Origin of the sequence: Streptomyces sp. NPDC059743 (assembly GCF_042732975.1) — a bacterium.
Lineage (GTDB): Bacteria > Actinomycetota > Actinomycetes > Streptomycetales > Streptomycetaceae > Streptomyces.
Genome location: NZ_JBHWGS010000008.1, coordinates 129582 through 142656, shown reverse-complemented (window position 1 = coordinate 142656; position 13075 = coordinate 129582). Strand labels below are relative to the sequence as shown.

Sequence of the window (13075 nt, the reverse complement as noted above, 5' to 3'; positions counted from 1 at the left end):
ATCATTCTGCTATCTGTACGCTGGAGTTCGCATGGCTGAGCCCGATGCCCGCTCCCCTCTCCCCGGTATCCCTGGTATTCGCGCTGTTCCCGCCGTTCCCGGCGCTCCTGCCCTTCTCGCTCCCGCGCCCTGGGTCGAGGAACGCGGCGCCAAGGTCCGTGTCACGGCCGTACGCACCTTTCTGACGGCTCCGCACGGCTGTCCTCATCTCATCGTCCGTGTCGAGACCAATGAACCGGGGCTGTACGGCCTGGGATGCGCCAGCGATCCGCAGCGCACCCTCGCCGTACGGTCCGTGCTGGACGACTATCTGGCGCCGCTGCTCGTCGGGCGCGATCCCGACGACATCGAGGACCTCCACCGGCTGATGCTCAACAGCGCCTACTGGCGCGGCGGTTCGATCACCGGCAACGCCCTGGGCGGTATCGATGTCGCCCTCTGGGACCTCAAGGCCAAACGGCTCGGCGCTCCGCTGTACTCGCTGCTGGGCGGACGGGTCCGTACCCGCGCGGACGCCTACACCCATGTGGACGGTACCGGCGCCGCCGAGCTCGCGGAGAAGGTGATGGCCGCACGGGAACGCGGCTACCGGCATGTCCGCGTCCAGGCGGCGGTCCCGGGCTCGGACACCTATGGCACGAAGGCGGGCGGACCGGCCGACGCGTGGGCGCTGCGCCATCGCGCGGTGCCCTGGGACTCCGCCGCGTATGTACGGACCGTACCGGGCATTCTGACCGAGGTACGGGAACGGGTCGGTGACGGGACGGAGTTGCTGCACGATGTGCATGAGCGGCTGGATCCCCGGCAGGCACGGGACTTTCTGCGCCGCGTCGAGGGAGCCGGGCTCTACTTCGTCGAGGATCTGCTCGCTCCGGAGGACGCGGCGCACTTCGCGGGGATGCGGGCGGGCTCCTCCGTACCACTGGCCGTCGGTGAACTCTTCAGCGATGTGAGCCAGTTCCTGCCGCTGCTCGAAGGGCCCGTGCCGGTCATCGACTTCGCCCGAGTGCGGATCCCGACGCTGGGCGGACTGACTCCGGTCCGCAAACTGGCGGCGCTCTGCGAGCTGCGCGGCGTACGGCTCGCACCGCACGGGCCCGCCGATGTCAGCCCTGTCGCCCAGGCCGCCACCCTCGCGCTGGACATCAGCAGCCATGCCTTCGGAATCCAGGAGGCAGCGGTGTTCGAACCGGCGGTCGCCGAGGTGTTCCCGGGCACCATCACGGCCCACGACGGAGGCCTCGCGCCGCACGAGACACCGGGCCACGGCGTCGACTTCAACGAGGCCGCCGCCCGCCGCCATCCCGTGCCCGAGCCACTGGAGCACGACCGCTGGGCCCTGCTGCGCAACACCGATGGGAGCGTGCAACGACCATGACCTCCGAAACCTCCGGCACCCGTAAGGCACTTGTGGTCCGCGGCGGCTGGGAGGGACACCAGCCGGTGGCGATCACCGAGCTGTTCCTGCCCTTCCTGCGCGATCGCGGCTTCAGCATCCGGATCTCCGGCACTCTCGATGTCTACGCGGACGCGGAACTCCTCGGCGCCACCGATCTGGTGGTCCAGTGCTGGTCCATGGGCGAGATCACCGCCGAGCAGAGCGCCGGGCTCGCCGCGGCGGTCCGCGCGGGCACCGGACTGGCCGGCTGGCACGGCGGGATCGTCGACTCCTTCCGTGGCGATGTCGGCTATCAGCTGCTGACCGGCGGCCAGTTCCTGATGCATCCGCCCGGCTTCTCCGACCACACGGTCACGCTCGCCGAGGAGCACGCCGACCATCCGGTGATCGCCGGACTCGGCGACTTCCAGGTCCATACGGAGAAGTACTGGCTCTCCACCGACCCGTTGATCGATGTCCTCGCGACCACCGAGTTCGCGGCGGACGAGGAACGGGCACGGCCGGTCACCATGCCCGCCGTCTGGACGCGGCACTGGGGAGCGGGACGGGTCTTCGTCTCCGCCATCGGCCACAAGCCGGACGACTTCGACGTGCCCGAGGTACGAACGCTCACCGAGAGGGGACTCCTGTGGGCGAGCCGCTGAGGATCGGCATGGTCGGCGCGGGCAAGATCAGCGGCGCGTATCTGGACACGCTGGAACGGCTGGACAGCGTCACACTCACGGCCGTCACGGATCTCGATCCCGGCCGCGCCGGCGCGATGGCCGCCCGGGTGCCCGGAGTCGCGGTCAGCGGCTCGGTGGCCGAGCTGGTGGCACGCGCCGATGTCGACGCCGTACTGAACCTCACGATCCCCGCGGCCCATGCTGAGGTCGCTCTCGCGGCGCTCGCCGCAGGCCGGCATGTGTACGGCGAGAAGCCGCTGGCCGCCACCCGCGCGGAGGCGGACGCCGTACTGGCCGCCGCCGGAGCCGCCGGGCTACGCGTCGGCTGCGCGCCCGACACCGTACTCGGCACCGGCGTCCAGACGGCGCGCAAGGCGGTGGACGACGGGCTGATCGGCACACCGGTCGCCGCGACGGCCTTTATGACCGGCCCAGGACATGAACGCTGGCATCCGGACCCGGAGTTCTACTACCGGCCGGGCGGCGGTCCGCTGCTCGACATGGGTCCGTACTATCTCTCCGCCCTGGTCCATCTGCTGGGACCAGTCGTCAAGGTCACCGGCGCCGCGTCACGGCCTCGCGCCGAGCGGGAGATCGGCAGCGGCCCACGGGCGGGCGAGCGGTTCGCGGTCGAGGTGGACACCCATGTCACGGGCGTACTGCACCACGCGAACGGAGTGCTCACCACGCTGCTGATGAGCTTCGACATCCATGCCGCGCGGCTGCCGAGGATCGAGGTGCACGGCACGGAGGGCTCCTTGTCGGTGCCCGATCCGAACGGTTTCGACGGGCCCGTGGAACTGCACCGCGATGGCGATGACTGGGCGACTCTTCCCGTGTCGGCCGGATATGCCGGAGCCGGGCGCGGTACGGGCCTCGCCGATCTGGCCGAGGCGCTCGCCGCCGGCCGTCCGCACCGGGCGTCGGCCGAGCTGTCGCGCCATGTCCTGGACATCATGCTGACGCTGCTCGCGTCGGCGCGGGAGGACAGAAGTCTGCCGGTGGAGAGCAGTTGTGCCAGGCCGGAGCCGGTGGGCCGGTAGTCCCGGCGGTGTTCCGGCTGTGTCCCGGCGGTAGGGAGAGGCCGTCAATTCACTTACTTTCCAGAGTCTTCACTATTCGGATGATTAATTGCCTGACAAATTCTCCATGGGCCCTCACCACCTGGAACAAGAAGGAATGGAGAAAGGCGTTGACTTGATAACACTCTTGGTTTTACATGGCGGTTACTGGCTGGACAGGAAGGGCCGCCCATGCATGACCGCAGAAAGTCCGGAGAAGCCGGAGAAGAGCGGATAGCCCATTTCCTCGCCGCCCGTCTGCGTCCCGCGCTCCACACCGCGCGGCTTCCGATGGAGGTCGGTGCCTGGCACATTCCCGGTGAGCCGGTTCCTGTCGATGTGGCCCTCCGGGCCGCGTACACGCCCTTCGCCATCGGCGATCTGTGGGGCGGTCCCTGGTCCACCACCTGGTTCCAGGTCCGGGCCACCGTCCCGGAGCGCTGGGCAGGCCGGCGGGTGGAGGCGGTCTTCGACCTCGGCTTCGACAGCCACGCCGAGGGACTCGTGCATGACGCGCACGGCACTCCGCTCCAAGGGCTGCATCCGCTCAACCGGTCCCTGACCGTATCGGCGGCGGCGAGCGGCGGTGAGCAGGTCGCGCTGCTCGTGGAGGCCGCCGCCAATCCGCCGATCGACGCCGGGTCCGGTGCCGGATCGCTGTACGGCGATCCGGTCACCGCGGGCGACGAGCCGCTCCACCGGCTGCTCCGCGCCGATCTCGCCGTCCGCGACGAGGACATCTGGCAGCTCATCCATGACATCGATGTCCTCGACGGACTGATGCGCGCGCTCCCGGTGGAACTGCCACGCAGATACGAGATCCTGCGCGCCCTGGAACAGGCCGTGGACGCCGTGGATCCACGCGATGTCGCCGGGACGGCCGGGACCGCCCGCGAGCTCCTCTCTCCTGTACTCGCCCGCCGCGCGCACGAGTCGGCGCACACCGTCGCCGCCGTCGGCCACACGCCCGCCGACTCCGCCCGGCTGTGGCCGATGCGCGAGGCCGTACGGCACACCGCCCGCGTGTTCAGCACGGTGACCGCACTGGCCGAGGAGTATCCGGAGCTGACCTTCACGGCTTCCTCGGCGCAGCGGTACGCCTGGATGAAGGACCACCATCCGCATGTCTTCGAGCGGGTGCGCAAGGCCGTCGCGGACGGCAACTGGGCACCGGTCGGCGGGATGTGGGTGGAGCCCGACGGGGCGCTGCCCGGTGGTGAGGCGCTGGCCCGGCAGTTCGTGTACGGCCGCCGCTTCTACCGCGAGGAGCTGGGCACCGACTCGGACGGTGTCTGGCTGCCGGGCTCGTTCGGAATGAGCGCCGCCTTCCCGCAGTTGGCCGCGCTCGCCGGAGCCCGCTGGTTCCTGGGCCGACGGCCGGCCCAGGACGGCGCGTACGGTCCGCCCTCTCCCACCTTCCGGTGGGAGGGCCTCGACGGCACCCGGCTCTTCAGCCATGTCCCGCCCGCCGCAGGCCAGGGCTCCTCACTCACCGGCGGTGAACTGGCCCATACCGTGGACGAGTTCACCACGTACGCCGCGAACACCGCGCACGCTTCGAACACTGTCGGGAGCGCGGGCAGCCGCTCCCTGCTGCCCTTCGGTCATGCGGACGGCGGCGGGCCCACGCGCGAGACACTGGAGCGCGCCCGCCGGCTGGCCGATCTGGAGGGCTCACCGAAGGTCGGGATCCGGCATCCCTCGCACTTCTTCCGGGACGCCCTCGACGAGTGCCCGGACGCTCCGGTCTGGCGCGGTGAACTGTTCGCCGGCGCCCGGAGCGGCACGTACACCAGCCAGGCGCGCATCAAGCGCGGCAACCGCCGCGCCGAATCACTGCTGCGCGAGGCGGAGCTGTGGTCGGCGACGGCAGCGGTGCGGGACAACATCCCGTATCCGTACGAGGAGTTGGAAGCGCTCTGGAAGAAGGTCCTGCTGCACCAGAGCCATGACATCCTGCCAGGCACCTCGATCGCCTGGGTGCACCAGGAGGCCGAGCGGAGCCACCGGGAGATCCATCGCGCTCTCGATCAGCTCGTCCGCCGCGCCATCGGGACACCGGAGGACACGGGCACCGCCGTCTACAACGCCGGGCCGCGACCGCGCCGCGAGGTGGTCGTCCTGGACGGTGACCGGCCCGCCGACGGCGGTCAGCGGCTGTCCAACGGCCGGATCGCCGTGGTGGCGCAAGCGCCCGCGCTCAGCCGAGGTCCGTACGGTCATCTGCCCGCCGATGTCGCGCCGGTGACCGTACGGCCGGTGGACGGCGGCGGAGTGCTGCTGGACAACGGGCTGCTACGGATCCGGCTCGACGCCGAGGGACTCGTACGCTCCGCACTGGACCTGACCACCGGCCGGGACGCCATCGCGCCGGGCGCGGCGGGCAATCTGCTGCGGCTGCACCGCGACGATCCGGCGCACGGGAGCGCCTGGAATCTGGATCCGCACCACCGGCGCTCCGGTCGCGATCTCGATCGCGCGTGCGCGCTCGAAGTGGTCGAGAGCGGACCGCTGTTGTGCTCCGTCCGGGTGGTACGGAGCACGGGCAGATCCACGATCGAGCAGGTGCTGTCCCTGACGGCGGGCAGCCATGCCCTGACCGTCGACACGGAGGTCGACTGGCGCGAGCGGGACACGATCCTCAAGGCCGTCTGGCCGCTGGATGTGCATGCCGAACACAGCACGGGCGAGATCCAGTTCGGCCATGTCGAGCGCCCTACGCATGAGAACTCCGGCCGGGACGCGGCTTGTTCGGAGCTCTGGGCGCACCGCTGGATCCATGTCGGCGAACACGGCTGGGGCGTGGCGCTGGCGAGTGACTCCTCCTACGGATACGACGTCTCGCGCCACACCCGTGACGACGCGGGCACCACCACGACCGTACGGCTCTCCCTGCTGCGCGCCGCGCACAGTCCCGATCCGCACGCCGACCGAGGACCGCAGCGCTTCCGGCACGCGCTGCGGCCCGGCGCTGACATCGGCGACGCGATCAGCGAGGGATACGCGCTCACGCTGCCGCTGCGCCCGGGAGCCGCCGGACCGTCCGGACCCGCTGGACCCGCTGGACCAGCCGGGCCCGCCGCTGCGCCGCTGGTCTCCGTGGACCATCCCGATGTCGTCGTGGAGGCGGTGAAGCTGGCCGACGACCGCTCTGGCGATGTGGTGGTACGGCTCTACGAGTCGCGCGGCGGCCGGGCGCGTACAGTCCTCACGGCGGGCTTCCCGGTCGCCGCCGCCCGGGAGACGGACCTGCTGGAGGAAACGCTCGCCGAGCGTCCGCACAAGAACGGTACGGTCGCGCTGGCGTTGCGGCCGTTCCAGATCCTCACACTGCGGCTGGTGCGCGAGCACGGTCCGCGGGACGAGGGCGGCGCACACGGGGCCGGTGGCAGCGATGCCTGAGGCTCCCTCGGACGACGGCCCGGTCGGCTCTCTGCCCCCGGAGCACCGGGCCGTCCTGCGCCGCTGGGCCGAGGAGGGCGGCCCGCTCGCCACGCGCGCGAGCGTGGTGCTGCTCGCCGCCGACGGGCTGCGCGACGCCGAGATCTCCCGTCGGCTCGGGGTGTCCCGGCAGACCGTGGGCAGTTGGCGCCAGCGCTGGACGAGCGCGGGACTCGACGGGCTCGAACACCGGCCGCGCACCGGCAGACCGGCCACGGTCGACGAGGCGGAGGTCGTCACCCGTACGCTGCTGGCGCCCGGCGGCAGCGGCGCGTCCCGCGCGGTGGCACGGGAGTTGGGACTCTCCCATGCCACGGTCGCCGGGATCCGGCGGCGCTGGCGGCTCGGCCCTGACGAGGCGCGGGCACCGTCCGTACCGACCAGACCGCCGCTGCCCGGCGCTCCCGTCTGGCTGATGGGCCTCTATGTGGACCCGTCGCGCGCCGTGCTGCTCGCGGGCACCCGGCGAGGAGCCGCCCGGCCCGCCGCCGCCGGGACGGTGATCGGTACGGAGGTGCTGGCCGGTCTCGACCGGGCGCTTGAGGCCGCGCTGACGGCGGCGAAGGCGCGCGGAGCCGAAGGGGCAGGGCCGGCGCGGGACCGGTCGGAGGACCACGGCCTGTCGGAGTATCTGGCCGAGGCGAGCCGTAGCCATCCTGACCTGGGTCTGCACGCGATCACGCTCTGGGACACGGACGCCGTGCCCGTATCGCCCTCGTACGAAGGGCAGGTGACGTCGCGTCAGGTAACGCGGCATCAGATTCCAGCACGTTCGACCTGGCGCACCTTTCTGCGGGCCATGGTCGCGCTCGACAGCACCAGCCATCCCGAGTCCTCACGCCGTGTCTATCTCGATCTCGCCGCCGAGTTGGAGCGGTACGCGACGGCGCGCTCCGACCGGCCGTGCGACGCGGTGCGCTGGCTGCGCGAGAATGTGGCCGGGCATCTCGGCACCGACCGGACGATCGGCGCCACGGCGCGTAACCAGTCCTGGAGCGGCGTCAACCAGATCGATCTGGGCTCGTTCAACGAGTGCGTGGTCATCGAGACGGTACGGCTCTCCGGCACCATCACCCGGGGCGAGATCGCGCATCGCACCGGTCTCACCCAGCAGTCGGTCTCCCGGATCGCGCGCTCGCTGCTGGACCGGGGCATCCTGATCGAGGACGCCCAGCGGCGCGCCACCTCCGGCAAGCCGCGTACACCGGTACGGCTCTGCGGTACGGCCGCGCACGCACTCGGTATCCATATCGATCCGGAGGTGCTCACCGCCGTCGTGATCGATCTCGACGGCGCGATCGTCTGCACCCGTACCAGGCCCGTCACCGCCGACATCGATCCGGCGGAGTTCGTGGAGCGGGTGGCCGCGCTGGGGCGTGAAACGCTGACGGAGGCGCGCGGGGCGGTGCGGGAGGACGGTTTCCTCGGTATCGGCGTCGCGGTGCCCGGACCGGTCGACATCGCGTCGGGCACGGTGCTGGGGCCACCGCTGATGTCGGCCTGGGGCGATCTTCCTCTGCTGTATCTGCTGAAGGACCACTTCCCGTGCCCGGTCCTGATGGAGAAGGACTCCACCGCTGCCGCCGCCGGCGAGCGATGGATCGGCCGTGACCGCAGGGCCAGGGACTTCGCGTATCTCTATCTCGGTACGGGCGTGGGCACCGGGCTCTATCTCAACGGTGACATCTACCGCGGGATCAGCGCCAACGCCGGTGAGTTCGGGCAGCTCTGCGCGATCGCGCTGGGCCGTGTGGACAAGGACGGCCGCCCGGAGATCCTGCCCGAGTGCAATCCGCCGGTGTCGGTGCCGGATCTGGCCGTACGGCGCGGAATGCGGCCCGTACGGACGGCGTCGTGGAGCGCCTCGTCCGGAGGCACCGCGTCCGGGAGCACCGCGGCGTATCTGGCGGTGGGTGAGGCCGCCGCCGCGGGCGATCCGGCGGCCTCGGCGGCCGTACGGGAGGTGGCGCAGGCGGTGGGCCGCGGCGCGCTGGGGCTGGTCGATCTGCTGGACATCGATCTGATCGTGCTCGGCGGACCCTTCTTCACCGAGGACGTCGCCGGTTTCTATCTGGACGAGATCACCCGTACGGTCAACGAGTTCCCGACGGCCAGAAGGCTGCGCCGTGTCGAGGTCGAACCGTCCGTGCTCAGCGCGGAGGCGGCGGCGGTCGGGGCCGCGTCGACCATCTTCCACGCGACGTTCACACCGAGGCTGCGAGGGCGCGAGGGCCGGGCCCGGCATCTGCCGACGGGCTGAACTCCCTTGTGGAGACGGCGAAACGGAAGCGCGGGGTGGAGACGGAGGTGCGGGCCGCCGGAGGTGTCCCGGCGGCCCGCGCCCTGCGTAACCCTCTGCGCAACCTCGTCAGATCCTCGGCTGCGTGGGCCTCGTCGCCGTCAGTCCGATCTGTCCCTTGAGCATCCGGCCGCCGTCGCCGGTCAGCCGCAGATAGTAGTCCGACGAGCAGGAGGTGCCGTCCTCGTCGAGCGCCCAGATGCCCGAACCGGACGGCACCTGCGAGCCGTTCTCCGCGGTCTTGGCGATCTGGTTGCCCTCGTTGAACTCGTCGAACATCGAGATGTAGATGCCCTGCGCGCCGAGCCTGACCATGTTGTAGAACTGCCGCCACATGAAGTCCCCATGGGCGCGGTGGCGTTCCTGGAGATCTCCGGGCAGCACACAGGGCTGGTAGTCGATACCGCGCGCATTGCACTCGGCCTGGTCCGGCGTGTTGACGTCACGGAAGAACCGGTCGGTGTCGGCGGCATTGGAGATCCGTCCGACCATCCAGGGCGAGATCATGTTGAACGAGCGGTACACATCCTGGAAGCCGGGCCTTGAGTCGTCGGTGCTGTTGCGCCAGTGGGTGGGCACTCCGCCGATCACATAACAGCCTTGGGCCTTGAACCAGTCGACCACGTCCTTGCACGGCGCGGGCGCGAAGGGCCGGCCCGGGTCGTTGAAGCCGAAACCCCAGATGCACACCACGGGCTTGCCGTTCTGCCGGGCATAGGCGCTGGACGCGGTGTGCGCCCGCATCTTCGTCGTCCAGTCCTCCTTGATCTGGGACTGCATGGACGTCCAGCCGGTGACGTCGTACATGATGTAGAACTTACGGCCGTTGGCCTCGGCGGACTGGCGCACCTTCTGTGCCATGGCGTCCCGGGTGGGGCCCTCGGGGCTGTACGGGTTGAAGCGCTGGAGCGCCGCGGTGTCGCAGTTGTTCTCCCGCATCCAGCGGAAGTGGGTGTCGACGGTCTGCTGGTCCCAGGAGGAGAACAGCGTCGCGGGCTGACCGCCGTTCAAGTTCGCGTAGGCCGTGCGGTAACTACGCGAGTATTCCCGCATGTCCGGCCAGGACTTGATGGTCGTATTGCTGGGCGAGGGCGGCTGGCTCATGTTCCGGCTCCAGTGCCACCAGCCATTGATGGGAGCGCCGTCGCCGGTACAGGCGAACCAGCCCTGGTAGCCCACGGTGATTTTGCCGACCACGTCGCCGGGCGGACTCGCGGCGGGTCCCGGCTGTGCTCGGCGCCTCGGTTCGGCTGCCGCGGCAGCCTGCTGGGCAGCGCCGACGCCACCGATCGCGGCGGACGCGGCCAGCGCGGACGCGATGACCGACCGTCGTGACATATGCATGGAGGATTTCCTCCCACTAGATATCTGCCAGGAATACGTAAAGTCCTCGGAGGTGGGGGGATTTGCAAGGCGGCGGCAGCCCGCCAGGCCTCCAAGGGCACGCATGTGCAAAGTAGTCGGGGGCCGCGTCGGCCACAAGGCCATGGGCGCCGGGAATTCTTACGGGAATTCCGTCCGTGTGTCAGTCGATTTTCTTTACGCTTTCCGTTTCCAGCGAAATGCGAATGAAGGAACGGGGGCGCGAAGCCGGGCGCGGTGGCGCGAGGGCCGGGAACGGCGGCGCCGGGCCGGCTCGTGTACCACCGGTGCGCTCCCTTTGTGTCCCTCTGCGCTCGCCTGCGCCTGACTGCGTGTGAGCGGCGCCGGGCATGACCTTCCCGACACCGTTCAACGGGGGAGGTGCGCGGTGCACGGACCGGCGGCGGCCGGCTGGCTGCTTGTCGCGCTCTGCGTGGCGACCGGAGGTTACTGTCTGCTCCGGATGCGCAGCGGCGTGGCCGAACAGCGCAGATGGGCCGGGAGTGAAGCGCTGATGGGATTCGGGATGGCCGTCATGGCCGTGCCCGCGGCCGTCCTGCCACCGCCACGGTGGGTGTGGACGGTGTACGCGGCGGTGTTCGGCGGCGCCGCGCTGTACACGGTCGTACGGTCCCGTATACCGGCGTACCGCGCGCACGGGACGCACCATCTGCTGGGAATACTCGCGATGGTCTATATGGCCGGGGCCATGGCCGCCGCGCCCGGTGGTGCGCACGGCGCGCATACGGCGGCCGGAGCACCGCTGATCACCGGCGCGCTGCTGATCTACTACGCCGGTTATGTGCTGTGGACGGGCGGACGTCTGCTGCCGCTGCCCGTCGGAGCGGCGCCCGAGGCCGGCGGGACGGCGATGGTCATCGGCACTGGCACGGCCACGGCCGGGCTCCGCTGGGGCGACAGGACCGAGCTGGCGCTGGCCTGCCGGCTCTCCATGGGCATAGCCATGCTGGCGATGCTGCTGACCGTATGACCGGGCCGCACCAGGGCCGGCTTCGTGTCGCACCAGGGCCGGCTCCGTACGGGACGGGCCCGCACCGGCCAAAACGTGTCCTAGGTCACTTGACCGACGAGGACCTGCCGCGGAGCAGTGCCGTCCTCATACTCTGATGACCATGATGGTCTCCCTGGCGCTGCTGCTTCTCGGCGCACTGGCCGCCGTCGTCGCTCCGCGCCTGCTGGCGCGTGCCGACTGGCCGGAGCGCGAGCCTGTGGTGGCGCTGTGGGTGTGGCAGTGCGTCGTGGCGGCCGTCCTGCTGAGTTTCGCGCTCTCCATGACCTTCAGCGCCGCGGCGGCCTGGCTGGCCGTCCGTGGACATGTCTTCGCGCCCGCGCCGCGCGGAGTGGTGGAGGCCTACGCCCTGGGTTCGCACCGGCCGTGGTCGGCCCTGCTCGCGGTGGCTCTGGCGGGCGGCGGTGTCTGGACGGCGGCCATGCTGTCGCGGGAGATCCACCGGGCCCGCCGCAGGCGCCGTCAGCGCCGCGCGGAGCTGCTCGTACGCGCTCCCGCGCTGCCCGGCGAGGAGCCCGGCGGTGAGCCGCTCGTCGTCCTGGAGGGCGAGCGGCCGGACGCCTGGTGGCTGTCGGGCGTGGAGCCTCAACTGGTCATCACCACGGCGGCGCTGCGCCGGTTGAAGGGCAGTCAGCTCGATGCCGTGCTGGCGCATGAGCAGGGCCACGCGCGGGCCAGGCACGACTGGTTGCTGCACTGCTCGGGAGCGCTCGCCAACGGTTTTCCGCAGGTGCCGGTGTTCGCGGCGTTCCGCGACGAGATGCACCGGCTGATCGAGCTGGCCGCGGACGATGTGGCCTCGCGCCGCTTCGGCCGGCTGACCATCGCGCTCGCCCTGGTCGAACTGAACGAGGACCGTGGGGTGTTCGGGCCGGGCACAGCGCCGGACGCCCAGCTTCCGCAGCGGGTGAACCGGCTGCTGTCTCCCGTTCCACGGCTCACCGCGGGCCGCAGACTGCGGCTGACCGCCGCCGCCGCTGCCGTGCCGGTGGTGCCGCTCCTGGTCGCCTTCGTACCGGCACTGCGTGCGCTCGGATAACCCGGACGCCCGCACGGACTGGCCCGTCGCGCCCGGCGTCGGCGAGGATTTCCCCATGCGCTCGCCGTTGATCCCCGAAGCCGATCCGACACCGCCGCCGACAAGCCTGGGAGCCCCGGCTCCTCCCCCACGGATCACACCGGCCCGTACGGGCGGTCTGCTGGCCGTTCTGCTGGGTCTGCTCGTCATACTTGTCGTGGCCGAGTGGGGGCCGCTGCTCTCCTTCGACCGGATGACCGCCGAGGCGCTGCACCGCCGGGCGGTGGCCGAGCCCGGAGTCACCTGGATCAACCGGGTGCTCACCGACTGGGCCTGGGACCCATGGACGATGCGGCTGCTGATCGCGGCGGCGGTCATCGTGGTCTGGCTGCGCGGCAGACGGCTGCTCGCCTGCTGGGTCGCGGTGACGAGCGCGGTGGGCGCGGCCCTCTCCCAAGGGATGAAGTACACCGTGGGACGCGAGCGCCCGCAGTGGCCGGATCCGGTCGACTCGGCCCACTTCGCCGCGTTCCCTTCCGGCCACGCCATGACCGCCGCGGTGAGCTGCGGACTCCTGCTGTGGGTGGCGCACCGCCATGGAGTCGGCCGACGGGTATGGCGTACGGCACTGGCCGTCGCCGTCGTCTCCGTGGCCGGCGCGGGCCTCACACGCCTCTGGCTGGGCGTCCACTGGAGCGCCGACGTCCTGGCCGGCTGGCTGCTGGGCGGCTGCCTGGTGGCCTTTTCCATCGCTTCCTACAGCCGCCTGGCCTTGTCCCGGGAGCGGTGACGCCGCGAGG

At 70.8% G+C, this 13075-nt stretch carries 9 protein-coding genes; 8 read left to right on the top strand and 1 reads right to left on the bottom strand.

Annotated elements, in window-relative coordinates; translation table 11 throughout:
• The first annotated feature begins 31 nt into the window (after nt 1-31).
• From ACFV6H_RS16730 to ACFV6H_RS16710, 5 genes are all read left to right on the top strand, one after another.
• Entirely contained in the window at nt 32-1378 is a 1347-nt protein-coding gene (locus ACFV6H_RS16730) for an enolase C-terminal domain-like protein (protein ID WP_385542279.1), read from the top strand.
• Entirely contained in the window at nt 1375-2043 is a 669-nt protein-coding gene (locus ACFV6H_RS16725; RefSeq protein WP_385542277.1) for a ThuA domain-containing protein, read from the top strand. The genes ACFV6H_RS16730 and ACFV6H_RS16725 overlap by 4 nt, the downstream gene beginning before the upstream one ends.
• Nucleotides 2028-3107 (top strand): Gfo/Idh/MocA family protein, encoded by a 1080-nt coding sequence (locus ACFV6H_RS16720; RefSeq protein WP_385542275.1) that lies wholly within the window; start codon nt 2028-2030, stop codon nt 3105-3107. The genes ACFV6H_RS16725 and ACFV6H_RS16720 overlap by 16 nt, the downstream gene beginning before the upstream one ends.
• A gap of 210 nt (nt 3108-3317) precedes the next feature.
• Nucleotides 3318-6527: an alpha-mannosidase gene (locus tag ACFV6H_RS16715; RefSeq protein ID WP_385542273.1), complete on the top strand. Its 3210-nt coding sequence runs from the start codon at nt 3318-3320 to the stop codon at nt 6525-6527.
• Nucleotides 6520-8826 (top strand): ROK family protein, encoded by a 2307-nt coding sequence (locus ACFV6H_RS16710; protein ID WP_385542271.1) that lies wholly within the window; start codon nt 6520-6522, stop codon nt 8824-8826. The genes ACFV6H_RS16715 and ACFV6H_RS16710 overlap by 8 nt, the downstream gene beginning before the upstream one ends.
• A 108-nt stretch (nt 8827-8934) precedes the next feature.
• Here the strand turns inward: ACFV6H_RS16710 and ACFV6H_RS16705 are convergent, their stop codons facing one another.
• On the bottom strand, nt 8935-10209 hold the full coding sequence (locus ACFV6H_RS16705; protein ID WP_385542269.1) for a glycoside hydrolase family 71/99-like protein: 1275 nt from the start codon (nt 10207-10209) through the stop codon (nt 8935-8937).
• Between the two features lie 406 nt (nt 10210-10615).
• Here ACFV6H_RS16705 and ACFV6H_RS16700 point away from each other — a divergent pair, with 406 nt between their 5' ends.
• The 3 genes from ACFV6H_RS16700 (at nt 10616) to ACFV6H_RS16690 (ending at nt 13065) form a co-directional block, all read left to right on the top strand.
• Nucleotides 10616-11218, top strand: a complete 603-nt coding sequence (locus tag ACFV6H_RS16700) for a DUF5134 domain-containing protein (RefSeq protein WP_385542267.1) — start codon at nt 10616-10618, stop codon at nt 11216-11218.
• A gap of 142 nt (nt 11219-11360) precedes the next feature.
• A complete protein-coding gene (locus ACFV6H_RS16695) occupies nt 11361-12296 on the top strand; it encodes a M56 family metallopeptidase (protein WP_384977960.1) in 936 nt (311 codons plus the stop codon).
• 55 nt (nt 12297-12351) lie between these two features.
• Nucleotides 12352-13065 carry a phosphatase PAP2 family protein gene (locus ACFV6H_RS16690; protein ID WP_384977957.1) on the top strand — a complete coding sequence of 238 codons (714 nt, stop codon included), beginning with the start codon at nt 12352-12354 and terminating at the stop codon, nt 13063-13065.
• Nucleotides 13066-13075 lie beyond the last annotated feature (10 nt).

What these genes read in the sequence shown, in the direction of transcription:
- ACFV6H_RS16730 (WP_385542279.1), top strand. Translation starts at nt 32, where the DNA reads ATGGCTGAGCCCGATGCCCGCTCCCCTCTCCCCGGTATCCCTGGTATT.
- ACFV6H_RS16725 (WP_385542277.1), top strand. Translation starts at nt 1,375, where the DNA reads ATGACCTCCGAAACCTCCGGCACCCGTAAGGCACTTGTGGTCCGCGGC.
- ACFV6H_RS16715 (WP_385542273.1), top strand. Translation starts at nt 3,318, where the DNA reads ATGCATGACCGCAGAAAGTCCGGAGAAGCCGGAGAAGAGCGGATAGCC.
- ACFV6H_RS16710 (WP_385542271.1), top strand. Translation starts at nt 6,520, where the DNA reads ATGCCTGAGGCTCCCTCGGACGACGGCCCGGTCGGCTCTCTGCCCCCG.
- ACFV6H_RS16705 (WP_385542269.1), bottom strand. Translation starts at nt 10,209, where the DNA reads ATGCATATGTCACGACGGTCGGTCATCGCGTCCGCGCTGGCCGCGTCC.
- ACFV6H_RS16695 (WP_384977960.1), top strand. Translation starts at nt 11,361, where the DNA reads ATGATGGTCTCCCTGGCGCTGCTGCTTCTCGGCGCACTGGCCGCCGTC.
- ACFV6H_RS16690 (WP_384977957.1), top strand. Translation starts at nt 12,352, where the DNA reads ATGCGCTCGCCGTTGATCCCCGAAGCCGATCCGACACCGCCGCCGACA.